Raw genomic sequence first — 26,337 nt, 5'->3', positions numbered from 1 at the left:
TTTAGTAAATCGGTCTTAAAATAGAACCAATTTTTAAACCAATTAATATCATGATAGCTACTTATTTTTTCTACAATTACATACAAAAAAGCCCTACTTTTTCAAAATAGAGCTTTTTAATGTAGCTGAAACCAACTTTCAACCTAAAATTTACTGAATCAATTGCTTTCTTACAAGAGTTCGATTAATTAGATAAATCTTCACCGTTAGAAGCGATGACCTTTTTATACCAGTAAAAAGAATCCTTTGGGGTACGCTTCAAACTACCGTTTCCTTGATCATCCCGGTCTACGTAAACGAAACCATATCTTTTAGACATCTCACCCGTGCCAGCAGAAACCAAGTCAATACAGCCCCACATTTCATAACCCATAAGGTCAATTCCATCTATATCAACGGCTTCTTTCATAGATTTAATATTACTTTGTAAGTAATCAATACGATACGGATCATGAACCTTGCCATCTTCAGTGACTTGATCACGCGCTCCTAAGCCGTTTTCAACAATCCAAAGCGGTTTATGATAACGATCCCACAATACATTAAGAGCATAGCGCAATACGCAAGGGTCGGTTTGCCAGCCCCACTCACTACTCTTTAAGTAGGGATTTTTAACACCTGCTACAAAATTACCACCGGTTGTAGCTGCTTGATCCTTATGAACCGTAGTTGTAGATGAGGAATAGCAGGAAAAGCTTAAAAAGTCGGCTGAATATTCTTTCAGTAAATCGTAGTCTTCTGGACAATCATCAAGCTTTATACCATTTCTCTTATATTCTGCAATCTTATATTCAGGATACCTGCCACCAGTTTGCACATCAGAATAAAACAGAGAGCTGTGCATATCATTCATAACTTTTATCTGGTCTGCAGGATCACAAGTATACGGATACTCTGCTGTAAATGCGAGCATTTGACCAACTTGATTATAAGGATCTATTTCATGACCAGCCTTTACAGTTAAGGCACTTGCTACAAACTGGTTATGAGCGGCTTGAGCAATATCTTGAGAAGTGGGATTTAAAATTCCACCTGCCATATAACCTGAAAAATTTAAAGCATTTATTTCATTAAAAGTCAACCAGTATTTAACTAGACCTTTATAACGCTTCATTACCGTTTCAGCATATCTAGTAAACAAGTATATTAATTTTCTATTCTTCCAGCCGCCATATTTAATCGTTAAATTCAGTGGCATTTCATAGTGTGACAAAGTTACCAGCGGCTCAATATGGTACTTTTGCAGCTCTTCAAAAACAGACTGGTAGAATTTTAGGCCCTTTTCATTAGGTTCTTCATCATCGCCATTAGGGAAAATTCTGGTCCAGTTGATAGACATTCTAAAGCATTTAAAGCCTATTTCAGCCATTAATTTGATATCTTCTTGATAATGATGATAAAAATCAGTTGCTTTATGACTAGGATAGTAATACCCATCAAGGACAGCCGGCACAGCATTCTCAGGAAAGTTCATCTGATCAACATCCATGCTTAAAGGTACATAACCTGTTTCCCCAGTTTTAGGATTTTTCCATGTAATTTTTCTAGGATTTTCATAAGAACCCTGTGTTACCACATCTGCAGCACTAAGGCCCTTACCGTCAACATCAAAGGCTCCTTCGTATTGGTTAGCAGCAGTCGCGCCACCCCATAAAAAATCTTTCTTAAAACTCATCTTTATACCTCATTTCTATATTTAATTTTGAGAAACACTTTGCTCTTTTTCATAAAGCTGCTTGTCGTAGGCTTTAAAGAAGGGATATCAATACCCGTAAAATCAAGCCAATAATAATTATTCCAGCGTAGAATTTAATACTTAATTTCTGCTTCAAGCTTGCCATTACTATTTCTGAATTATACTAACTTCTCGCACCACTTTAATTATAATGAAAATTATGCAAAAAATGGCAATGTTACTAAAAATACTTGAGTACTGATGATGTGAACCCTAAAATTAGGTAGTTTATAGCTGTTAGCTAATGACTAATTCTTACTATTTCGAATAAATTGTTTCCACTGACATATACCATAGTAAGAGTTTTTGTTTAGCTAATTAATCATAAAAAAGCCCCAAAAGTTGTTTAACTTTTGGGGCTTGATATTTTAACTTTTTATTTGTTATCCTGCAGCGCCCGCGATAAGCGTTCAAGCAAATATACAACTGGAACTTGGGAGGTTAAATTAATAGTTTGACCGATAATTTTAAATTCCAGATGATAAGCAAAGTTTAAATCCGACAAGTGGGCAATTGTATTATTTTCATTATTAGTAATACTGACAATTGTCGCACCCAATTGCCTAAAGTTTTTTACCTGGTCAATAGTCGGTTGGCCCTCACCACTTACTGATAGTACGATAACAGTTTTACCATGAAATAAATCCCTGCTTAGCTCCACTGGATAATAGGGATCGCCAATTGCAAAGGCATTGCGTCCATTATTAACAAACTGGCGGGCACCGTAGTCACATAGATCACCGGAAGATCCTATTCCAAAAAAGATAAAGTCTGTCGTCTTACTGGCAATCTTTTTAAAAGCAACAATCTTTTGATCATAATCGGTTAAAAAATCTTGCGAAAAATAATATTGGGCCTGATAAGTAATGTCATCAACTACTTTATTTCTATTCAGCTCGTCTTTAATTTCAGTTTGCAAATCGTAATAATGCTTATAGCCTAAAGCTTTTATGGTTCGTACTACAGAAGCAGGTGAAACAGACAGAATACTAGCCAAATCACGTAAAGTAATATCTTTTACTTCTTTTTTATTAGCTACAATATAATTGTATATTTGCAATTGTGTTGCTGTCAGTTTCTGCTTTGTACGCATCGTTATTCCTCAGTTTAGACTTTTGATTTAAGCTTTTGCTTGCTCCATTTCTTTTTCAACTTTTAGTTTAGCATTATCCATACTCTTAAAGAAGCCATAATATATCAAGGTATCCATTACGATATTAAACAGTTGCATCACTCCACCGGAAATATGTCCCGTAGAAAGAATTCCGGATAAAATTGGTGGTGTTGTCCAAGGTGGATATATCCCGATTGTTTTAGCGACCCAACCCATTTTCATTGCTGTGTAAGTTGCAATTATATTAGCCATTGGCGCTAAGATAAACGGAATAATGATACGGTAATTTAATACAATAGGTATACCAAAGACCACCGGCTCATTAATATTAAAAATAGCTGGACCGATAGAAAGCTTTCCTAGTGCTTTCATTTCCTGATCTTTAGCAACAAAAACCATTAAAATTACAAAACCGAGTGTAGCGCCACAGCCACCTATCCGGACAAAGTTATCAAAAAATGTTTTGGTAATGATATTGGGAAGAGGCTTGTTAGCCTTAAAAGCTGTATAGTTAACACTTAATGCAGCATACAATACTGGGTCAATAACTCCAGAAATTGCGTTAGCACCGTGAATACCAAAGAACCAGAGTATACATACTACTAATTCGATTACGATTGCTCCGCCTAAAGTATTGGTTACTTTACTCATCGGTGCCTGTAAGAAGAAAGTAATCACATTAGGAATGCTCTTCATTGGAGTCGCTTCAACTCCAATTCTGATTAACCAAACCACAAATAATGAGATTGCCCCTGGAAACAGTGCCGCAAATGAATTACTTACAGCTGGTGGAACAGAGTCTGGCATTTTAAATACCAAATTTTTATGCATCAGCCAAACATACAGGTCAGTGACAAATAGTCCAACTAACAATGCGGTAAATAAACCTGATGAATCAAATTGATTCAGAGGAATTAGTAATCCGCCATCTTTTCCTACCTGCATAGGAATAGTTAAGATAAAAGCTGCTATTGCCACAATCATCGCTGAAAATGGATCAATATCTTTATAACTTCTGGCTAAACTATATGAAATACCAGCTACAGCCACTAGCCCCATAATATGAAATGACGCATTAGTAATATACTGCACGACATTAGACCAATTGGAACCAAAAATACTGGCCATAAAGTCTAAATAACCTTTAACAGGAAACTGACCAATAATCATAAAAATTGAACCAATAATGATCATCGGTACAGCGGCTGTCATCCCATCACGCAGCGCAACCATGTGTCTGGCACTAGATATTTTGTTAAAAAAAGGAATCAATTTTTCGTTAAGAAAATTACTTTCTTTTTTCTCAGACATTTTCTTCACTCCTACTTCTAGTTTAAAAGCGATTTTGCAATCGTTTACATATAAAATATAAACATTTTGTTTCAAAAAGTCAACATTTTTCTGAAACATGTTTCAAAAATTAGAATGGAATACTTTAGACTTGCATAGCTTAATTCGTGTATCTGAAAAAAGCTTAAGAAGTTAAAAATACTTATCTTTCTCACTATTAAATATTTTTTATGCTTCATATACCTTCTAATCCTTATGGCAAATTTACTAGGATTATTTCTTGTACTCTCAGTTGTAACAGTCAGCCACTTGTCTAATTTTTTCGAGACAACAAAAGGCTATTGCTTAGGCCATTCTTACCTACTCCTGCAATTTATTGCACAAGACTAATTTGCTCAAACCATAATGTGCATACAAGCAAAAAAGAAGCCTTATAAACAAGATTCCTTCTCTGAATTTCAGGCAGCCGCTTTAAAGACTGCTAGCTTAGTTACAGGTTAATCTAAAGATCGCTCTCATAACGGGCTAAAAAGCCCCAAAAGTTGTTTAACTTTTGGGACTTACATCAGTTTTTATGTTAAATATGATATCTTTTATTTTTGTTTTTCAAAAAATCTAGTTATTTCCTTGCCATATTCAGGCATCCCTAATAAAGAAAAGTTTTCAATTGCCTTATGACAAATCTGTAAATACTTATCCTTAGCGTCATAGTGGTACATAATCATGTTTTCAAGTAATACTATGGCATTTTTATAGAAAAATAATTCTGGTTTAGTTGATATTTGATTTGCTGCCTTAATTAGGAATTTGGTTTCATCATACTTTTTTTCTTCAATGCACTGGATTAATAAATTACCAATAACAGTTAAAATCATTTCTAAAATTTTTACATCATTTGATCCTTGAAATTGTTTAATTATCCCTCTAGAAATTATTACATTACTTTCTACATCATAAAACATCATAAAATTGCAATAAAGGACTAACGTAGATTTATCAAAATTGGGTCTACTAAAGATCTTATCTTTTAAAGCTTGCTTTTCTTTATCATTTAAATCCTCGTTGTTTACATCCGCAATATAAGCATCTAGATAAAGTAGATCATCTTCTTTATTAGGTAAATCACTTTCGTTAACAATCTCTTTCAATTTTACCAATTCATTTTTGGCATTGCGATAATAAGCATCACATATTACATCCATTAACTCCTGCTCTTGATTGTAACCCTTCTGCTTAGAATTATTTAATTCGCTAAAAAAATCAATTAAAGAAACAGAATTATAATTTAACAAACTTATTAAGTCTTCTGCAGATATACGATGGATTCCCTTCTCTACTTTAGAATAATAAGAAGGGCTTACAATATTTCCTATCCATTCTCGTTGCGTTTTTTCTTTATTTAAGCGATATTTTTTTAACAAGTTACCAATAGTCATGTACTCCTCCTCTTATTTCCAATATAACATTCCCATTTGACAAAAAATTTCGAATACGAAACTTTTATATTTTTTATTATAGTCAAAATATACTGTAAATATCATTACGAAGAAATAATATTTGATGAAGGAGAAACAGAAGTCATGGGTATCTTTTTAAAAAATAAAAATTATAGATAATTCACTATTGCTAGCTGGTTATCTGGAGCAGGTAATATTCTTTTTTACCTGGCTCTTATGACCTATGCCAGCAAATTACAAAATTATTCATTGGCATTATCTTTAATAGCTATTACTGAATCTCTCCCAGATTTAGTTCAAAGCCTTAGTGGTTACTTGGCCGACAGAATGCATAATAAATATCGTGTAATTGTCTGGCTTGCTATTATTCGTTTTGCATTGTACATGCTAGTTGGCATACTCTTTGCAATCAACATTAACGGTTGGAATCTTGTGCTAATAGTTATTGGACTTAATTTTATATCTGACCTTTCTGGTATGTATTCTGGTGGCTTACAAACTCCCCTAATTGTTGGCTTAGTTGGGGAAAATGAAATGGCAGAAGCACAAGGCTTTACCAGTGGTATCTCGCAGTTAATTACATTAGCTGCACAATTTATTGGATCTGGTCTCCTACTTTTCATGTCTTACTCAGAACTAGCAATTGTCAATGCATTAACTTTCTTAGCGGCTGGATTAATCTTTGCCAATATAGGGTCGAAAGTTCGTAAGCAACACATTCAAAAAGAAGATGTCAATGATCAGAACTTTTTTGCAACAATCAAGTCATCACTTAAACAAGTACAACAAGCACATGGACTCTTAACCATCGTTTTAGTTGTGGCTTTACTTAATGGCTTACTTAGTTCAATAGAACCACTAATTTCAATCGTTATAGCTGGTCATAAAAGTATGCTTATTGGCAACTATAGCTTCACAATCGCACTCTTAGGAGCGGCAGCAGCTATTGGATTAGCTTCAGGTAGTGCAATAGGTACTAAACTCTTAAAGAACGTTTCACTTTTCCAGCTTTCTTTATTATCTACTGTTAATAGTGCTGTTATGGCAATTGCTATTTTAAATAAAAATATTATATTTTGCCTTGTCCTAATGTCAACTCTTGGTTTTTTTGCTGGTACAAGTAGTCCTAAATTAATGCAATGGCTAGTTGTTTCAGTGGACCGCAAAATTTTAGCCTCTTCAGCAGGACTTTTAAATACGATCTTAACAATTGCAGGACCAGTAATGACAACGTTTTTTACATCTATTGCTGGAACAATCAATGTTAATTATGCACTTTATGGCGTTTTAGGACTTAGCGTCATAGTTTTCACTACTACTTTGCTTGTAATGATAAAAGTTAACAAGACAAAACAAGCAGAACTTGCATAATAATTTCTAACTAACTTTTCTCATTAAATACCTTATACTAATCGCAATAAGGAGAAGAAACCGCTCAAGTCATTGTTTCATCATTCAAACAAGTAAAAAAATGGTTCATTAAGGTAGTTTATTCCGAAAATTAAAAATAGCAATCACCACTAACTAAGTTAGGGACGATTGCTATAGAATTAGTAATTTTAATTTAAACTAGCTGATTTTACGATCTCTAAGCATGTAGAAAACGCCCAGCAGCATAAACATTACTAGCATTGTAATGAATGGTGGGAATAAACGGTCAAATCCCTGTACTATTCCAAATCCTAAGAAGATTATTACAGAATACGAAAGCAGAAGTATGCCCCGATTTTGTTTCATAAATTTAAAAAAGGGCTTGTTTTTATAGATTTTTGCAAGACAAAATATTGCTATTAGCAAAGCTATGTACCCTACTATTTCAAACATAATCTCATCACTTTCTATTAATTATCATTTAAAGAACTGCTATGGTATAAATTCCTGTAAGGTTGACATCTATATAAATATAATTGTGTAGATGTGTATTATTCATATAGTCCAAATCATTTCTGACTTTCATAAAACAGGCTGAGCCAATGGCACTAGTTGTTCCTGTCTATTCGTTTATGCATTTAGTATACATTAAAATAATAAAAAATTTAAAATAAAAAATTAATGTTTTTAATTTAAATTATATAAAAGCAACCTAACATAATGCACACTAAGCGAAGTTGCTATGAAACCTAGAGCTACACGGCTTAAAACTGCAACAAATAATTGTTTATGAAATTGAAGCCATATAGCAAAAGGAAAGACTGATTTAACAGCCTTCCCTTTTTTCGTTACCTAGTAATTTCACAATTAGACCAATTATAATTCAAACTTTTACCATTTAATATAACTGTACCTAATATTCAAAACAACTACTATATTTATTAATCATTATCGACTTTTATATTTTCATAAAAAAACTTTTCTACCTTTTTACCATACTCTGGCATACCAAGCAAAGCTAGATTTTCAATTCCCTTTTTACATTTAGCTAAATACTTTGGGCTGTTTTCATCATGATAAGCAATTATATTGATAAAAATCAATAGCATGTTTTTATAAAAAAACAGCTCTGGTTTTGACTCCACTTCAACTGCTATCTTAATAAACGGTTTAGTTACTTCATATCTTTTTTGTTCAATGCATAAACTTAGTAAATTAGCTATTATTGCCAATATTATTGATTGAATCTTTGTATCTGCACTATTTTGATACTGTTGCATAATCCTTTGGCAAAGTAAAAGATTACTATCTATATCGTAAAAAGGCATAAACGAACAATACATAGCTAACTTACTTCTATCAAACTTTGTCGTATTAAAAATTTTTTCTTTAATCGCTTCTTTAGTTTTTTTATCCAAACTATCTACATCATCATTTAATAATGCAATATAAGCATCTATAGTAATTATTAAATCATTATTAGCAAAAATATCATTTTCAGTAATTAGGTGTTTTAACCGTAATAATTGCGCTTTAGAATTTTGATAATACGCATCACCTGCCAGCCGCTCAAAGATTGCTTGTTGCTTATGTCGTAATTGCGCTTTACTATTTAATTTACTAAAAAAATCAATTGGCGAAACATTATTAGCCTCTAACAAAGAAATTAAGTCTTCTGCTGAAATACGGTGAATATTTTTTTCAACCTTAGAATAATACGAAGGGCTGATTACGTTGCTAGCCCATTCTTTTTGAATTTTACCTTGTTCCAATCTGTATTGTCTCAATAATTCATATATCTTCATTAATTTACCTCCCTCTTTCTTATTTAGCCAAAAAAATTCGAATTCGCCATTTTATCATCTAAAATTATAAACCCAAATATAATAAAAATAGCGTTTATAAAGAAATAGGAGGCATAGTTTTGGATATTTTTTAAGAAATACAAATTATAGAAAATTTTCTTTAGCCAGCTGGCTATCAAGTGCTGGCAACATACTTTTTTATCTAGCTCTTATGACTTATGCTAGTAGACTTAAAAATTACTCTTTAGCTCTTTCTTTGATTGCAATTACAGAGTCTTTACCTAATCTAATTCAAAGTCTTAGTGGGTATCTAGCTGATCGGACAAAAAACAAGTATCATGTCATTGTTTGGCTAGCAGTAATTAGATTCGCACTATATCTGTTAGTAGGGGTATTATTTGCAACTAACATATCTGGCTGGAATTTAGTATTACTGGTTATCGGACTTAATTTCATTTCAGATCTTTCGGGTAAATATTCAGGGGGCTTGCAAACCCCACTAATAGTTAGTCTAGTTGGTGAAAATGAAATGTCTGAAGCTCAAGGGTTTACTAATGGCATTTCACAGCTAATTACTATGATCGCACAATTCGCTGGGTCTGGCCTTCTACTATTTATGTCATACTCAGGATTAGCAATTGTTAATGCCATTACTTTTTTAGTAGCCGGTATCATCTACGCTAACATTGGTATGAATGTTAAAAAACAAGAAGTAAATAAACAGCCAGAAGAAGTTAACACTCAAAAATTCGGAGCAACCATTGTTTCTTCACTTAAACAAGTTAAACAAGCTAATGGCCTCTTAACGATTGTTTTGGTCATCGCTTTGCTTAATGGCCTTCTTAGCACAGTCGAACCACTAATTTCAATTGTACTTGCTGGCAATAAAAACATGTTAATTGGCAATTATAGTTTTACAATAGCTGTGGTTAGCACTGTTGCAGCTATTGGCATGGCATCTGGCAGTGCAATTGGTACTAAGATATTTAAAAACACTTCATTATTTTTAATTGTCCTTGCAGACACTATTGCTACTATTACTTTAGCTATTGCTATTATTTATGGAAACATTTTTGCTAGTTTATTTTGCTTAACAATATTAGGATTTTTGGCTGGTATTGTAAGCCCTAAATTACTACAGTGGCTTGTTACTACTGTTGATCGTAAAATTTTATCTTCATCTGTTGGTTTGTTAAATACAATTTTAGTGATGGCAGGCCCTTTAACCACTACAGTTTTTACAAGCATTGCTAGTGCAACTGACATTACGTATGCTCTATATGGAATCATTATACTGGGTATTGCAGTTTTTATTGCTATTTCAATTGTATTATTAAAAATCAATAAAGCTGATTAAACTTTGCACCGAACCAATAAACACCTTTTATCTGCGTCTGGGGCGACCTGAAAGAATTGCTTTTTTGTTTCTTTTTAAAAGATAATCGTGCCCTAAAAGGACTAACTCCGATTGAATATCGGAATACCGCCTTAGCAAACATGAATTAATGTTAACGTCCAATTCTAGGGGTTAACTTCAGTGGTCAAAATTATTCTAAAGATGATATTATATCTGTAGCACACAAAAAGTATTACTTTGCAGAGTAATACTTCGATTTATATTTAGTCTCTAAAACATTATTCTTTTTTGAATAATGTTTTTTGTTAGCGTCAATTCCGTCTAGCTCGATCGCCAAAGACAATACCAGCTTCTAAAAAAATTTTTCTACCATCTCCTTTATAGAAAACTTACTTATCTTTATAATTTTTTCCTGGTCTAAATTTTATAAATAATCCATCTGCAAATGCTTCATAAATATGATCATCTACTTTAGACCTAATCTTTAAATCTTTGCTTAACTTACAAAACATTTTTCCCATGTTTCTAATCAATCTAAATTGAGCCTAATAAGAATTAATTTATGTAATAAATTTTCTTACTCCTTTCTATTTACTCCTAGTTTATTACGATTTTATATAAGCATATAAAAAATGTCATATTTAACTCTTAATGGTTTAATATGACATTTAAAAATCTTATTTATTAGCAAGCATTAATTCTTCAAGCTCTTTACCATAACTGGGCATACCAGCAATTTTTACACATTTAGTTATTGTTTGTACTTCATCAAGATACTTGGAATTTTGATCATAATGATATTTGATTATATTCTCAAAAGCTGGAGCAATAGTTTTATAGAAAAATATATCTGGTTTTGTTTTGATTTGTTGTTCACTACTAACATAAAATGCTGTTTCTTCAAATTTTTTGTTACGAATACATAAAATCATCATATTAATAATTATAGATAAAACTAACTTTTGAATATCAATGCTACTCGAGCCAATAAACTGACGTATTACTCTTTTTGAAATCAATAAATTACTATCTAAATCATAAAAACTCATAAGGTTGCAGTACAGTCTTAAACTATCAGAATTAAAATGAGAAACATCAAACGTTCTTTCTTTCAATCTATCTATAACGCCACTATCAATACTGGAAAGATTTTTGTTAATTATTGCAATAAAGATATCAATTATATCTAATTTATCTTCTTTATTTGGAAAATCACTTTCCGCAACAAAATTTCGTATTTGTTGCAGATCATGCACAGAATTTTGATAATACGCTTCATTAACCATTCTATCAATCTCTAGGTTCTCGTCATGTACGGTCTTCGCCTGGTGGTTTAACTTACCAAAAAAATCAGTTAATGAAATTTTGTTAACGTTTAATAGTTCAATTAAATTATCTGCTGAAATGCTGCTTAAATTTTTTTCAACTTTTGCATAAAATGACGGGCTTACCACATCATTAACCCATTGCCTTTGTGTTTTCTTTTGCTGAATACGACAGTCTTTTAGTAATTCACCAATTGTCATTTAAATTTCCTCAACTATTTGATTAATTATCAAATATTACACTTTTTAATTTTATTATAATCAAAAAATATAAAAGTATCATTAAATTTAAAATGAAAATTATATAATACTGAGGTAAAAATTGGTTATTACATTCTGTCAATGTCTAATGTCTTATTTTATGTTATTTAATATTGCAACCAAGTAAGTACTCTTAGAACCTTTTACAACTTATTTTTTATCGTCAAATTGGTATTGATTAAAATCAACAACTACATCATACTTTTGCAGTTCTTCTGGATCGTAATGATGAATAACTTCAACAAAAGTAAAGTTTGAATCAAAAATATATTGGTGAATTGCCTTTGATGAAGTTTTATCAAGTGAAGCATTAATTTCATCCAGTAATAAAATTGGTCGATTGGCTAAAATAGCCCGTGCCACCTCAATTCTGGACAATTGGCCACCAGATAGTTGATCTGCATTGTCACCTAATTGATAATCAAATCCCTTTTCTTTAATTAATTGTCCTAACTGTAGTCCTTGACATACCTCAAGAACTTTTTCTTTAGCTATATTGGCTCCTAGAGTTAGATTAAACCAAAGCGTATCAGAAAAAATAACTGCACTCTGGCTGGAATAGGCAAACAACTTAGTAAACGATCCTGCCGCTACTTCGTTATGATCAAGTATAATTTTTTTAGATTTACCATACTTACCATACATTAGAAACTGTAACATCGTAGATTTCCCTGATCCTGAGGGTCCGATGACCGCAACTTTTTGGCCAGACTTAATATCAAGATTAATATGTTGTGCTAATACCTTATCCTGACGCATTAAATCTAGGTCTTGCACTTGTAGTTCATTAAATGTAGGATTGTTGGTTTGTTCACGCTCCACATTATCTGCTTTTTGTATATATTGCTTTATCTTTCGAACAATTGGCTTTGTAGTAGACAAATTATTTCGTTCTTGCAAAATTTGTAAAATTGGATTTACAAATGAATTAGATAATTGCGTTATTGCAAAAAGAGCACCTAAAGTAGTTTGACCTTTAATTACTAATGCAATACCAATTGCAAACGGCAATAAATAAGTACCCATAATTGCAATTGCATTAAGAAAAGCACTGGTATTAGTATTAAGCACATTCATCTTGGCTAATTTTTCTTCTAATTGGTTAACTTTATACTGATTTTGTTTAACTGCATTATCCTGCTTATCATATAAATTAAAGGTAGCAGTACCAGATAACAAATTTTTAGTTTGATTAACATATTTATCATTAGCATTTGTCCAAGCCTCTGCAGCATTTTGAATAGGCTTTTGGAAAAAGGTGGAAACAATTGTTGGTATAACCGAACCAATAAAGAATATTATTGTAAGCTGCCAATTTAGATACAAAGCGAATGCCATAGCAAATACGACAGTGTATGAATAAATCAAAATTCCTATTTCAGCATCATAGCGATTTGTTTCCAAAAGTTTAAAATCATTAGTTAAAAAACCTAAATTAGAAGCATCTTCTTGCTCATCCGAGAGCATACCCCTCATCACTTTAAGCCTTAACTTAGTATTGACCTGCTTAGCAGCATCTGCTTTAAGATAATCAAAAATTAATGTGGCGATTAAAATTAAGATCAATAACAAAATGTTTTTACCAAAAAAGATTGGAATAGCTGCAAAATTTTTAGCCGTTGCCAAATTAATTAACGAACCAACAATGTATGCTGTAACAATATTTTGCATACTGGAAATTAATCCCAAAATATTTAAACAAAAAAACTTAAAGTGCGAGTAGTATTTGTAAACCATGATTTTCTTTTCCTTTCAAAAAACCTTCGTTATTTATATAAATAATATAATTGCCTTTTTATTTTTATTAATAAAACTGTCATATTTGACGCAAATAAGGTGGATATGACAAATCCAAAAGCTAACATAATTTATTTCCTATCCACTTTCACCTATGCCAAATTAACTCAACATAGTGTATTAATTGAAGTAGCGCTAAAGTCAAGTGGCTAGCAACTTTAAAAGGTTTATAAAAAATAAAGTAGTAATCAAAAAGAGGTAGGACAAAAGCCCACCTCTTTCTGATTACTACTTAAATAACCGGAGTATCTTTTCTATTAAATTGGCTAATTTATCAAGATCTTGTCCTAGCTCGCGCAATGCAGGCGTTAGACTGGTTAGTAGTAAACACTTCAGAAGAAATAAAAGTACAATCCTTCCCATGCAATCACCTTTTTCGGGGAGGATCGAAAGGCGTACTTCACTATTCTATCATGTGTTCTTATGCTATAATTTCAGTAGAAGAAATAAAGTGCGATCTTTGCATGCAAAAGAGGCGTACTAGACGTCTAGGCAATCCAGTGGATTGCCTTTTTGTATATCTACACTTTGACAAGACAGTCGCTTACTGGACTGCACGAACAATCGTATTTATTTATCTTTAAAATAATTTAAAAGGTGTGACTATAACATGAATACTACTTTAGTAATAATAATTATTTTAGCTTTAGAGCTTCTGCCAATTGATACTTGGCTTATTAAATATAATATGGTGATTGCTAAACCTATATTTTTTAGTTTAGCGTTGATTGCCGTGTTTGTTCTCTCTCTATTAGGCTTTTCAAAAGCTTTTCATTGGTATGATTATCTAATAGCGGTTATTGCATGTATTTATGAGTGGATAATATTCTTCAGAAATACTCAAAATAAGCAAAAGCAAACTAATTAGCTCTGCCAAAGATGATAGATTTCAATTTTATCTTGTTTAGATAATTTAGACATAAAAATACCCCCAAATTTAGGATAAATTTTGGGGTACTTCAAAATCAAACATGACATTTTTAAGTTTATTTATTTGCAACTAAAAGCTCTTCTAACTCTTTACCATAATCTGGCATTCCCGCTAATTTGATACTTTCAATTATTATTTCTGTTTCATCCAGATATTTTTGATCATGATTATCTTGATATTTAACTATATTATAAAATGCTGGTATCAGCAGCTTATAAAAGAAAACCTCCGGTTTTGTTTTTATTTGATCCGCATAATTAACAAATACCTCAGTTTCTTCAAATCGCTTATTTCTAATGCAAAAAATCAGCATATTGATAATGATAGCCAAAATTTTTTCTTGTATTCTGACACTGCTTGATCCAACAAGCTGTTTTATTATCCTTTTAGACAGCAATAAGTTGCTATTCAAATCATAAAAGCTCATGAAATTACAGTACATAATTAATCCATCTTCATCAAAATTAGAAATATTAAAAACTTTTTCTTTCATTCTGTCTATAACTTCTTTATCTAGCATTGTAAGGTCTTTACTAATTACCGCAATATAGGCATCGATAAGAAGTAATTCATCATTTTTATTAGGCAATTCACTTTCAGCAACTACATCTCGTATTTGTTGCAACTCTTTTTTAGAATTTTGGTAGTATGCTTCATTAATAAGTCGATTTATTTCTAATTCTTGTTGATTAATCGACTTATCTTTTTGATTTAATTTACTGAAAAAATCAATCACTGGAATTTGATTAGAATGTAGTAATTCAATTAAATCTTCGGCAGAAATCCGACTTAAATTCTTTTCTACTTTCGCATAGAATGAAGGGCTTATCACATCTTTTGCCCATTGTTTCTGCGTCTTTTTTTGACTTATCCGATAATCTTTTAACAACTCCCCAATTGTCATTTTTATTCCTTCTAACTTTAAACTGTCAAATATGACATTCCTCTCTTTTTCATTATAACCAAAATATACTAGATACATAGTTAAGAAAAGAGGTAAAAACATGAACATTTTTTTAAAGAATAAAAATTACAGAAAATTCACCCTCGCCAGCTGGTTATCCGGCGCAGGCAACATCCTGTTCTACCTGGCCCTCATGACTTATGCTAGCAAGTTAAAAAATTATTCCCTGGCATTATCTTTAATTGCAATTACCGAGTCTCTGCCTGATTTAATTCAAAGTTTCAGCGGCTACCTGGCTGACCGGACACACAATAAGTATCGCGTAATTGTCTGGCTGGCAGTTATTCGCTTTGCGTTATACATGTTGGTGGGTCTGCTTTTTGCCACCAATATTGCCGGCTGGAACCTGGTCTTAATGGTTATCGGACTCAACTTTGTATCTGATCTTTCCGGCATGTACTCTGGCGGTTTACAAACGCCGCTAATCGTTGGCCTCGTCGGTGAAAACGAAATGGCCGAAGCTCAGGGTTTTACAAGCGGCGTATCACAACTAATTACGCTAGTTGCACAATTTGTTGGCTCCGGGCTCCTGCTCTTCATGTCATACTCAGAACTGGCTATTGTCAACGCACTAACCTTCTTAGCAGCAGGCTTACTTTATGCCAACATTGGGACGAACATTCATAAGCAACAGCCTGAGCAGACAGAAGAGGTCAATGACCAAAACTTCTTTGCCACAATTGGTTCATCATTTAAGCAAGTAAGGCAAGCCCACGGACTTTTAACGATTGTTTTAGTTGTAGCTATGCTTAATGGCTTGCTCAGTTCTGTCCAGCCATTAATTTCAATCGTTATTGCAGGAAACAAAAGCATGCTTATCGGCAGCTATAGTTTCACCATCGCACTTCTAGGAGCCGCTGCCGCAATTGGTTTAGCTCTTGGCAGTGCAGTCGGCACCAAACTCCTTAAAAACACCTCGCTTTTCCAGCTATCTTTATTATCTACTATTAGTAGTGCCATTATGGCTATTGTCATCCTAAATAAGAATATCGTGTTTTGCCTTATTCTAATGACCACTCTTGGTTTCTTAGCTGGTACGAGCAGTCCCAAGTTAATGCAATGGTTGGTTATCTCCGTAGATCGCAAAATATTATCTTCTTCAGCAGGGCTTTTAAACACAATCTTGGCAATCGCCGGTCCTTTAATGACGACATTATTTACCACCATAGCTGGTACAATCAACGTTAATTACGCCTTGTACGGTGTCCTAGTACTTAGTGCAATCGTCTTCACTGTTGCTTTAATTGTAATGATAAAAGTCAACAAAAAAACAAAACAAGCTGAAATTGCATAAAAATTTATTGATGTTTTTACCTAAAAAATCCAGACCAATCTAACTTAACATAATGTCATTGAACAAAGTTGCTACAGAGAACAGAAACTTAAGGGGCAATTTAGCAATAAATATTGGTGAACTGTAAGCAATATAGGAAAAGGAAAGACTGTCAGTTCAGTCTTTCCTTTTTTCATGGCTAGCCAATTTTACACTTATATTACTTAATAAAGTTATTGTTGGGACGGTCTTTTTGTTTACTTGTGTTTGTTGACATAAGGCAATAATACGTGAGGCAAATTCCAGCACTAGTTTTAATGCATGGTAAACACTCAATGGCTGAACACCTTTCTAAAGGACTTCGTGCCATATGCACTCTTCCTCTCAAAACAATTTACCATCAATTAAAGCCAGCTATATCAAGAACCACAGTATTCTTGAATAACAAAAGGCAGTTAGTTCAATGAACTAACTGCCTTCATCTTGCTATATTTGTAATCAGTGCTACTTAACAAGAAGCATCATTTTTTCTTTTCTTTAAAAAACGAGTTATTGCTGTATATATAGTAATGACTATAACTATAGATACATAAGCTGTACCTAACATGATTTCTGTGAACCAAAAATCCTTTATTGCGCTCGCCTCATGGACTCCAAAAATCATAGTGCCAAAACTATAATATGCGGAAAAAAGTGTGATCAAAACCAGTCCGACAACTATAATCAGTAATAAACTTGTTAGCCAATCTAAAAACTTTTTAATAGAATTCAAACTTGTCACACTTTCCATTGCGCTAGAGTATACAGCAAATACTTACTTAAAATAGTTTACTTGCAAAAGTTTGCTGCTATTTTAATTTTCGATTTTTCTTACCATAAGTATTTTTTTGCTTACTAAAATACTTTAATTGTAGCAAAAAGCGCTTTTTAGACCAACCCAAATTTAGATATAAGTATCCTTTTGCAAATTATACATATTACGGTAATCAGCATTACGTCTGATTAATTTTTCGTGTGTATCAAAGCCGAGAATTCTACCATTTTGTAAAAAGAGAATCTTATCTGCATATTTCACCGCAGACAAGCGCTGAGTTACAAAAATAATCGTTTTGCCTTTGTTTTCTTTCGGTAAATTGCAAAATAGAGTTTGAATTTTATGACTGGCCTGAATTCAAGAATTTTTTAGATAAAATGTCTAACTTTTTAGTTGCACTTCAATTGGACCTAAGTCCATCTGAAGGGTTTTACTATGGTCAATTTCCCATTGAACAAAAATTACAGGCACTCAGCTTACATGAGGAGGGCTACAGCACTGTTCTGTGGCTCAAACAATTGACACTGGTTCACATCAACTAATTGATACCTAGACGAATACTTACAATTTCAAACTTGACTAAAAGCCGTGGCATCCACCAGTCCATACCACGCAAAGGCAACGGACTGATGGTAGGCTTTCTTTGATACCTTAAAGTGGAATATGTTCTACGGCTTTGAACAGACCTTCAAGAACTTACCTTCACCGGAACAAGCAAGCTGAAAGGACTAACCCCGATTTAATATCGGAAGTTAGTCCTTAACCAGAAATTATTAAACTACTTTAATTTCAAGGGGCATATCTATTTTTAGTCTGAATGCTCAATCAAAACATCGCCAAACTATAGCAACAGAATCTGATGAATAATCATGTTAATGCCATGCGGATTCTTTTTACTTCTTGGCCTTGTGCCTGACCACGCCGAGGTAGTAGACCGCCGCGAGCAGCAGCGTAACGCCGTAAATGTACTGCGTGCTGATTGCGCCCAGCCGGTCAACCACCAGTCCGCCCGCCATCGTCCCGAGCGGGATCATGACGGACAGGATGCTGTCATTGATGGTCTCGATGCGCCCCAGCACCGCAGATGAGAAGCTGACCTGCACCAGAGCCTCAAAGTCAGTGTTCATCATGGTGAGCCACAAAGAGGAGACGGCCGAGTTCAGCAGGATGAGCAGGACGCTCAGGCTCGCCGTCAGCGGAACCAGGAGGCGGAAGACGCCAGCACCCACAAAGCAAATTGCGATGAACAATTCCATGCTCTTCTTGCCCAGCTTGAAGTGCTGCACCAGGAATGCACCGGCGATGCCGCCCAGAGACGAGGCCATCAGAAGGCCGCCGTAGCCGATTGCCGAGTCATGAACGTAGCTCTGCCCAAAATACGGCAGACTACGTCGAAAATGCCGTAGAAGAAGTTGACAACGCACAGCGGCAGGATCAGTTCCAGGATGTTCTTTTCATCCTTCAGCGTCTGCCAGCCAACGTGCAGGTCCTTCCAGTAGGAGCCGGTGAAGTACTCCTCACTCTCCAAGACGTCCTTGGCCAGTGCGTTAATCTGCAGGCGCCCGTAGGTCAGCAGAGCCAGCGCAAAAACCACGCCGGAGATGACCACGGTCATACTGATTGACGTTGTCGCAATCAGAAAGGTGGCAAAACCGTCCAGAACTAAGTCCAAAACGCCGTAGGTCACCTGGAACAGGCCGTTGAAGTGGAGCATGTCCTTTTCCGCGACAAACAGCGGCAGCAGTTTGGTTTCGGCCGGGTAAATAATGGTTGAAAGAACCGTGGAGGCCGTGTAAAGAATTAAGACCACGGCGTCAACCCCGATGCCGCCTTGACCAGCTGCAACACCCCCACCACCGCGGCGCTGATTGCGGCCTGGATGATGGTGGAATAGTTCAGCAGCTTCTTCATTGAGATGCGATCAATCAGAGTGCCAGGCCGAACGAGACCATGTCAACCCCGGAAGTAACGGTCAACAGGACTGCTACCATGAAAGGTGAGTGCCCGGTCTCCTTGAAGTACCAGAGCACCGCCATGTAGAACAGACTGTCGGCGATGTTGGTCGTGACTCGGCCAACTAGCAGCTTATAAACGTTTACATATTTTTTACATAACATAATACACTTTTTTAATTATAATCCTTTTCTTATTTTTAATAATACTCATAACCGGTTGGCTATAAATCCATAATAAATTTATATTTTTAAATAAACAAAAATTTCACAGTGGCCAATTTTTAACCACTAATGTACACCCCATATCAAGCAGATTCTCTTTAATCTGCTTAGCACGAGTTAAATTACCAGAAAACAATGCCGAATAATATTTAGCTGATATTATATAAATGATAAAATGAGTGGTTGACTCTAAGCTTTGAAGATAATTTATAGCATTCACTACATTAGCTCCAATTATCCCTATTTTTCCATTCAATCCTATTGTTTGAGAATATTTCCAATGTAAATAGTTAACACAAACGATGGCAAATCTTTCTTTCATAATTTCTGAAATGTTTTTAGATCGTGATATTTTATTAAAGAAAAAGACCATCTTTTTTTCAACAAATTCAGTTGGTAAAATTTCAAATGATGTAGCAAACAAAAGTAAAGCTTGAATATTAAAAATCCAGTTACTCTCTTTATTTAAATCATCTATAATGGATTTCTTAAACTTATTATCTAAATCATCTGTAGTTTTTGTCAAAAAAGCAACAGCTATCTGTACTCTTTTTTTAAAATGAGTACTAACATTAGCCTTTTTAATCTGCTCGAATGTTGTAACTGCTGCTACAATATCATGATTATTAAATGCAAGACCAAATTGAGAGGATAATTTTTGTTCTAACCTATTGGAGGGAGGCATGTAAGTATCAGATACTTTATCAAAGAAATAAGATAAGTCTATATTGTGTTTTAGTAGTAATTTTATTAATAAATCACTGCTTATTCTTCTAGTACCATGGATTACACGTGAATACGTACCAGTTGTAATAATGCCAGCAGCCATTTCTTTTCCGGTTAGTCCAAGCTCTTTCTGCATTTCTTTCAATGCTTCACCAATTGTCATAACTAATCTACCTTTTATGGTTATTCTTCATCAAGCTCTATTTTATGTTGATAGCTATTTAACCAGTTCCTTTCTCTAGGAAAGAAAGGAAATCTACCACTAGTATCAGCAATAGTTGTCTTTTCTAAGAGATGTCCTACATAGAATCCAGTAATCTGTGCAGAATAAATAGCTTCTGGGACTCCAGATATTGGCATTGTTACACTTCCTATAGCAAACAAACCTGGTATTTTTGTTCTACCAAATGAATCTGTAACTATAAATCCATTTGATTGCAAAATCTTCAAATTTTTTAAAAAATTAGTAGAACCATTATTTAATTTATACGAGTTATAATCAAATAATAAACCGTCATACCTTTTTTTATACTATTATCAACACCGTCAAATCCGGTAGCCGAAACAATTTTATTATTAAACCGAGCTATTTTTTATATTCTTGTAAAGATGAAACACTAAAGCCGGCCACAAATCTTGATAAAAGCGAAATTACTTTTGAGTTATAACAAGCTTTTATAGAATAAAGTAATTTTGTCTCATTAGTTTTTACTTCCGATAATTGTTTTAACGCTTCATCTATATTAAATCTAATAGCATCTTTTAAATAAATAACTGACGGTGTAGCAATTTTTTTCACTATTTTTTATACCTTTTATTATTATATCGTTAATTTTCATAGCTTTGCCTTATCTATTCAGCGTTATTCTTTAATTTGAATTTTAACATAAACTCATATTATGTTTGCCTATTTTTCCTATAGGAAACTAAAACTTCTGTCCTGACATTGGTCCATGCGCAGATACCCTGGGGGTGTCCGGACATCTGCGCTTAACTCCTTCCATGTTCAGGTAATACGCGCTAACAAAAAATAAAATGGTAAATTGTAAAATGAAGTTGAGCACTTGCCCTGATTAGAAAACAAAAAAGTCCATTGGACTTCTTTGATAGAATGTAATTAACCACAAAATTCTAGAAAGAAGTTACCAATGAACTCTCTTAATTCGCCCGTTGCTATAGTTATCGGTGCAAAATAATTAAATTTTGCACCGATAATTTATTTACTGCACTGCTTTAGTGATTGGCAATATAGCGACTTGCCTTTCCTTTGCCTACTAAACCTATTTTTCCTTCTTTACGCAACCTAGCTAAAGCATGTTTAATAGTACTTTCACCATATTGCGGTACCAAATTCATTAGTTCTTGTCTAGATAGCGGTTTTAAACTATTAGTAATTTTACTCAATAGCAATGATTCCGGATCCTTTTCCGTACCATTAGTGAAATCAATTCGTGAATCTAATTCACGGTAAGCTTGCAATACGATACTCAAAAAGTAGTCAACATATGGTCCATAATCGTTTTCATTATTAATCCATGCTTTTCCTGAACTTTCTAACAAAGTCCGGTAATATTGCACCTTAGTTTTTTCAATTAAACGTTCCAAACTAATATACTTACCAACTCCGAAACCTAATTGTTGTAATTCAAGTAGCATTAACAAGCGTGACATTCTGCCATTACCATCTCTAAATGGGTGAATTGATACAAAATCCAACATAAATGCTGCCGCTAGTATTAATGGCGGGAAAGAATTATCACAAATTGCATTATTATAAGTTTCACATAAACTTTGGACTAATTCAGGTGTGATATATGCTGGTGGTGGAGTAAAGCGAGTTTCTTTATGACCATCTGCAAAGGTAGTAATAATTGCATTATCAATGTCCTTAAATTGACCGCCCCAGCTGCTTTCAGTAAAATTAAATAATTGCTTATGTAATGTTAATATATTATTAGGAGTGATCTTGATATATTTATAATTATCATGAATTATTGCTAAAACATCACGATAGCCAGAAATTTCTTCTTCACTGCGATTTTTCGGAGTCGTTTTTTGATCCATTAATTTCTTAAGTCGTGCATCACTTGTTGTAATTCCTTCAATTCGATTGGATGAGTCTGTACTCTCAATCTTTGCGACTACCAACAGCTTATCCATTATGTCTTTCGCACTTAAGGAGATATGATCCGTTTTACCTTTTAGCTCACAGATCAGATTGAGTTTTTCAATCATCTTCGTAGTTAATTTCAAACCATTTAAAGTTTGGTAATCAAAAACTTTCAAAGTATTACGTCTCCTTTATAAACTAGTTTCTTCTTACATATTTTATACCAAGTATCAGTGCATTTAAAAGATTACCGGTGCAAAATTCAATTATTTTACACCGTAAATTTTTTTATTGCACCGAAAAATATTTATTATCACACAAAAAATCAGCCTTAACTTATCTGCGCGAAATGCTGATAAATCAAGGCTAATCAGAGTAAATGATTCTTCTGAATAAGACTATTATTCAAGCTCATATTGCCATATAGTCATCTGGTTTTTATCTTTTTAAAGAAATGAAAGGCAGACATAAAAAATAAGATAAATACTAAATACGAAATTAATATTCCCCATGTTAATGAAAAATTAATGTTTAAGGAATGCTCATTCATATTCGTAATTATTTTTAGTCCTAATGCGGTAGTCTTGATACCTGAACTGTTAATACTAAACAGCTCTATAATATAATCAATCATAAATGCAACCAGATATATACTACTTCCAGCATCAAAGGCTTTATAATAATTCATGATTTTTCACATCCCTTTTTTAGAACAAAGATTAAAATAATTAACAAAAAGACTGTTAATGTACAGTAATCTGATTTTTGCTATAAGCAATGTCAGAAGAACTATCACACTTGCTATAAGCTAAAAAATATACTTTCATCATACTACCTTACTCTTTCATAAAAACCCCCTAAGATTAATACATTAAAAGTCCAGTAGCAGCATTAAGTCATAAAACAAGTTACTAGTTATAAAACGTTTCTAATAAAATTGTGCAGACTATTATTTTATAAATTTTTAGTTGCTTAATAATAGCATCAAACAAATCTTAAATCAACAAAATAAAATTAATAGTATATTTTGACTAACATACTTATTTAATATTGACTTGTAAAAACGTTAGTAAATAACTATCTACCAAAATAGTATTATAAATCTTCCTAGAAAGTACATGATCGAGCAAAGCTGTTGCTTCATCTGCTAGCACAACCGGGCGCCTAAAGAATATGGCTCTAGCAATCTCCATTCTGAACTCAAAGAATTTCTTGGTATACAGCGTTTTTACCACGCACCGTATATCTTTAACAAACAAAAATTAACCTTAATTTATCAGCGTAAAACATTGATAATTCAAGTTTGTTTATTTAAATTGATTATTCTAAATGCTGTTTAGAGATAACCAATCGACTCAAGTTCTTTTGCTTATAGCTTTTTTTCTTGTTCAATACTTAACTATTGTATACCTATGCATTTGGTCAAGTTATTAATAGATCCTAGTATCTCTTAACTTTTATTTCTGTCCACATGAATAAATGTCGTTAAAAACTTATCTGCAGTATAACTTAATCTTGAAACCACCCAAATACTATTCTATGCTTTTATAAGTCCTTACTTATTTTTAAAGGTACTATAGGGCTTTGATAAAAAACTGCTCGCCAAAAGTCAACACTACTAAAACTAAAAATATATGGATCAAATTTTGCATCTTTAATTACTCCAAAACAAAAGTCTTTTTCTTTAGGATAATAACAGAACCTGCCTTTACTAATAAGTTCTGGTTTAGTAATATCCTGTTTTACTTTATCTATAATTTTATTTATGATATTTGGAATACGACGATCTACAATTTCTTGATCAATAACAGAGATTTTATTAAGAGAATACATAGCTGGAACCACTACATGTTTATTCCCGTTGTAATCTTTAAAGGTAGTTGGAGCCATAATACCAAGTTCCCTATATTTTTTCCTTTCTTCATCTGAAACTTTAGTAGTGGATTCAACATTTAGCTCTCTTATATTTAATAAATTTGGCCAATTTTTATAAATTATTTTAAGTTCCTCTTTATCCACATATGGATCCTTTTCACCACTAATAAAGTGATGACCTAATCTTATAAAATATACTTTCTTTTCATCAGACTGTATCCATATGTGTAATGTTCTCTCTGTTCTATCTGAATATTCATTGCCCTGTTGAAGATTGCCCATATGCAAATGCAATATATTCCAATCCAAAAAAAGGTAATCTGGTTTCAATAACTTTGCTCTCTTAGATAAATATGGTGCCACTCCTTCTCCATTTTGTAATCTTCTTTTTATTTCTTCATATACAGTAGATAAGGCCGGTGATTCAGAAATCTCTTTTTTTATTTCTTCAGATTCTACAACAGTAACACTATAAAAAACACATTTTCTGATGTAAGTAACATAATTTGTTAAAATCTCATTATTAGAAAAATTTGTTAAATTATTATTTTCTTTAACCCTATCACAAACCGCATTTTCCCATAAATTAAAGTAAGTTCTGTCGATCATTATAGTTTTTTCCTCATTGGTTAAAATAATGAAACATTCACTATTGCTTAATATAAATTATTCTTGCATTAAATTATATACTAATATACAACTTAATATAATTGATTTAAGCTTGCAATAACTGAAAGAGCTATTTCTTTTCCAAAGTTGACTGCCACAGCATTCCCAATTTGCTTATAAACTTCGCCAACTCCCCCAGAAAATTTCCAACTGTCAGGAAAACTTTGTATACGAGCATATTCTCTAGTAGTAAAAGGTCTAGTTTCAGAGGGGTGACAACGCTCTGTTTGTTTTTGGCTAGGAGAAGTAGTTAAAGTTAAAGATGGTTCATCCCAACTCATTCGTCTAGCCATACCAGTACGTCCCCCACCTGAATAATAACTTTTACCCATATATTCTTTAGCTACTTCATCAGGAAGATCTCGCCAATAACCCCCTTGTGGTACTAATTTCATTATTTTTGCTTTAGCAGGAGAATATTTTTGCCCCTTAGAAGCTGGTACTTTTTTTAAAACATCCTTTAAAACTGGTTTATAGTCATACGATTTGGGATAACGATAAGATATATCAAGATCATTTCTTATTCCAATTAGAACTAGCCTTTCACGTTTCTCGGCAACACCATAGTCCCATGCATTTAAAACCTTATAAGTAACTTCGTAACCTAAATTTTCGAAAACATTAATCATTGTTTTTAGAGTTCTACCATTATCATTTGTAGTTAATCCCTTAACATTTTCAACTAAAAACATTTTCGGTTTCACTTGTTTCATAATCTTGGCGTAATGATAAAAAAGAGTGCCTCGGGTATCATTTAGTCCCATCTTTTTTCCAGCATAGGAAAATGACTGACATGGATATCCTCCACTAAGTAAATCAATAGTAGTATTTTCTGGAATATAATTAAAAATTCCATTCTTACTACTCGTAATTTTAGTAATGTCTTCTTCTATTACATTCCAGTTAGGTCTATTTAACCGTAAAGTCTCACATGCATTATGATCCAATTCAAGTAAACCTACATCCTGAAATCCTGCTTCTTCTAAGCCCAAAGCTAAGCCACCAGCTCCAGCAAAAAGTTCTAATGCATTAAACTGCCTTTTAGGTGTAATATTAGAAGTGTCAATGACTTCATCAGGAAATTTCTTATTTATATTTTCAAATAGCGATATTTGTCTTGGCTTTTGTATTTTTATGGTGCCCAAAGTTTTTTCCCCTAAAATGTTCACTAATTTTTCCACGTTGCTTTTTATTGGACAAAACTTGTTAGATAGTATCAATGATAATTCTCCCGGAGAAATTTCCATTAGTTTTGCCAGCTCTTTCTGTGATTTTATGTTTTTTTC

General features: G+C 33.2%; 22 protein-coding genes. 4 read left to right on the top strand and 18 right to left on the bottom strand.

The window, feature by feature from the left end:
- Positions 1-184: 184 nt before the first annotated feature.
- From LDX54_RS00210 to LDX54_RS00195, 4 genes are all read right to left on the bottom strand, one after another.
- Positions 185-1,675 (bottom strand): family 1 glycosylhydrolase, encoded by a 1,491-nt coding sequence (locus LDX54_RS00210; RefSeq protein WP_265667240.1) that lies wholly within the window; start codon positions 1,673-1,675, stop codon positions 185-187.
- Positions 1,676-2,111: 436 nt separating this feature from the next.
- The gene (locus LDX54_RS00205) at positions 2,112-2,828 is read right to left on the bottom strand and encodes a MurR/RpiR family transcriptional regulator (protein ID WP_122025420.1); all 717 of its coding nucleotides are present in this window, start codon (positions 2,826-2,828) and stop codon (positions 2,112-2,114) included.
- Positions 2,829-2,855: 27 nt separating this feature from the next.
- Entirely contained in the window at positions 2,856-4,160 is a 1,305-nt protein-coding gene (gene celB / locus LDX54_RS00200; protein WP_265667241.1) for a PTS cellobiose transporter subunit IIC, read from the bottom strand.
- A gap of 572 nt (positions 4,161-4,732) precedes the next feature.
- A complete protein-coding gene (locus tag LDX54_RS00195; RefSeq protein ID WP_265667242.1) occupies positions 4,733-5,575 on the bottom strand; it encodes an Rgg/GadR/MutR family transcriptional regulator in 843 nt (280 codons plus the stop codon).
- 237 nt (positions 5,576-5,812) lie between these two features.
- Between LDX54_RS00195 and LDX54_RS00190 the strand changes: the two genes are divergently transcribed.
- Positions 5,813-6,967, top strand: a complete 1,155-nt coding sequence (locus LDX54_RS00190) for an MFS transporter (protein ID WP_265667243.1) — start codon at positions 5,813-5,815, stop codon at positions 6,965-6,967.
- Positions 6,968-7,908: 941 nt separating this feature from the next.
- Here LDX54_RS00190 and LDX54_RS00185 read toward each other — a convergent pair.
- Positions 7,909-8,772, bottom strand: coding sequence for a helix-turn-helix domain-containing protein (locus tag LDX54_RS00185; protein WP_265667244.1), 864 nt, complete (start codon positions 8,770-8,772; stop codon positions 7,909-7,911).
- 211 nt (positions 8,773-8,983) lie between these two features.
- Here LDX54_RS00185 and LDX54_RS00180 point away from each other — a divergent pair, with 211 nt between their 5' ends.
- Entirely contained in the window at positions 8,984-10,129 is a 1,146-nt protein-coding gene (locus LDX54_RS00180; protein ID WP_281214428.1) for an MFS transporter, read from the top strand.
- Between the two features lie 677 nt (positions 10,130-10,806).
- Here the strand turns inward: LDX54_RS00180 and LDX54_RS00175 are convergent.
- Entirely contained in the window at positions 10,807-11,655 is an 849-nt protein-coding gene (locus LDX54_RS00175) for a hypothetical protein (RefSeq protein ID WP_265667246.1), read from the bottom strand.
- Positions 11,656-11,865: 210 nt separating this feature from the next.
- Positions 11,866-13,452 carry an ABC transporter ATP-binding protein gene (locus LDX54_RS00170; RefSeq protein WP_265667247.1) on the bottom strand — a complete coding sequence of 529 codons (1,587 nt, stop codon included), beginning with the start codon at positions 13,450-13,452 and terminating at the stop codon, positions 11,866-11,868.
- 670 nt (positions 13,453-14,122) lie between these two features.
- Here LDX54_RS00170 and LDX54_RS00165 point away from each other — a divergent pair.
- Complete coding sequence (locus tag LDX54_RS00165) at positions 14,123-14,380, top strand: hypothetical protein (protein ID WP_265667248.1); 258 nt, start codon at positions 14,123-14,125, stop codon at positions 14,378-14,380.
- Between the two features lie 118 nt (positions 14,381-14,498).
- Here the strand turns inward: LDX54_RS00165 and LDX54_RS00160 are convergent, their stop codons facing one another.
- Positions 14,499-15,347 (bottom strand): helix-turn-helix domain-containing protein, encoded by an 849-nt coding sequence (locus tag LDX54_RS00160; RefSeq protein ID WP_265667249.1) that lies wholly within the window; start codon positions 15,345-15,347, stop codon positions 14,499-14,501.
- Between the two features lie 100 nt (positions 15,348-15,447).
- Between LDX54_RS00160 and LDX54_RS00155 the strand changes: the two genes are divergently transcribed.
- Positions 15,448-16,701, top strand: coding sequence for an MFS transporter (locus LDX54_RS00155; RefSeq protein ID WP_265667250.1), 1,254 nt, complete (start codon positions 15,448-15,450; stop codon positions 16,699-16,701).
- Positions 16,702-17,188: 487 nt separating this feature from the next.
- Here the strand turns inward: LDX54_RS00155 and LDX54_RS00150 are convergent, their stop codons facing one another.
- The 10 genes from LDX54_RS00150 to LDX54_RS00105 form a co-directional block, all read right to left on the bottom strand.
- Complete coding sequence (locus tag LDX54_RS00150; RefSeq protein ID WP_122037060.1) at positions 17,189-17,461, bottom strand: hypothetical protein; 273 nt, start codon at positions 17,459-17,461, stop codon at positions 17,189-17,191.
- A gap of 162 nt (positions 17,462-17,623) precedes the next feature.
- On the bottom strand, positions 17,624-17,755 hold the full coding sequence (locus LDX54_RS00145; protein WP_255525001.1) for a hypothetical protein: 132 nt from the start codon (positions 17,753-17,755) through the stop codon (positions 17,624-17,626).
- A 632-nt stretch (positions 17,756-18,387) separates the two neighbouring features.
- Complete coding sequence (locus tag LDX54_RS00140) at positions 18,388-18,819, bottom strand: hypothetical protein (protein WP_265667252.1); 432 nt, start codon at positions 18,817-18,819, stop codon at positions 18,388-18,390.
- Positions 18,819-19,304: a hypothetical protein gene (locus tag LDX54_RS00135; RefSeq protein ID WP_265667253.1), complete on the bottom strand. Its 486-nt coding sequence runs from the start codon at positions 19,302-19,304 to the stop codon at positions 18,819-18,821. Before LDX54_RS00135 ends, LDX54_RS00140 begins: the two co-directional genes overlap by 1 nt.
- Before the next feature lie 410 nt (positions 19,305-19,714).
- Positions 19,715-20,560 carry a helix-turn-helix transcriptional regulator gene (locus tag LDX54_RS00130; protein WP_265667254.1) on the bottom strand — a complete coding sequence of 282 codons (846 nt, stop codon included), beginning with the start codon at positions 20,558-20,560 and terminating at the stop codon, positions 19,715-19,717.
- Positions 20,561-20,580: 20 nt separating this feature from the next.
- Entirely contained in the window at positions 20,581-20,757 is a 177-nt protein-coding gene (locus LDX54_RS00125; RefSeq protein ID WP_265667255.1) for a hypothetical protein, read from the bottom strand.
- Positions 20,758-20,983: 226 nt separating this feature from the next.
- Entirely contained in the window at positions 20,984-21,196 is a 213-nt protein-coding gene (locus LDX54_RS00120) for a hypothetical protein (RefSeq protein WP_265667256.1), read from the bottom strand.
- A gap of 434 nt (positions 21,197-21,630) precedes the next feature.
- Positions 21,631-22,683, bottom strand: coding sequence for a Fic family protein (locus tag LDX54_RS00115; protein ID WP_265667257.1), 1,053 nt, complete (start codon positions 22,681-22,683; stop codon positions 21,631-21,633).
- A gap of 1,369 nt (positions 22,684-24,052) precedes the next feature.
- Positions 24,053-24,991 carry a hypothetical protein gene (locus tag LDX54_RS00110; protein WP_265667258.1) on the bottom strand — a complete coding sequence of 313 codons (939 nt, stop codon included), beginning with the start codon at positions 24,989-24,991 and terminating at the stop codon, positions 24,053-24,055.
- 92 nt (positions 24,992-25,083) lie between these two features.
- Positions 25,084-26,103, bottom strand: coding sequence for a DNA cytosine methyltransferase (locus LDX54_RS00105; RefSeq protein WP_348650912.1), 1,020 nt, complete (start codon positions 26,101-26,103; stop codon positions 25,084-25,086).
- Positions 26,104-26,337 lie beyond the last annotated feature (234 nt).

Origin of the sequence: Lactobacillus sp. IBH004 (assembly GCF_026185255.2) — a bacterium.
GTDB classification, from domain to species: domain Bacteria; phylum Bacillota; class Bacilli; order Lactobacillales; family Lactobacillaceae; genus Lactobacillus; species Lactobacillus melliventris.
The sequence above is the reverse complement of the archived record's forward strand: the minus strand, read 5'-3'. Positions and strand labels throughout refer to the sequence as shown.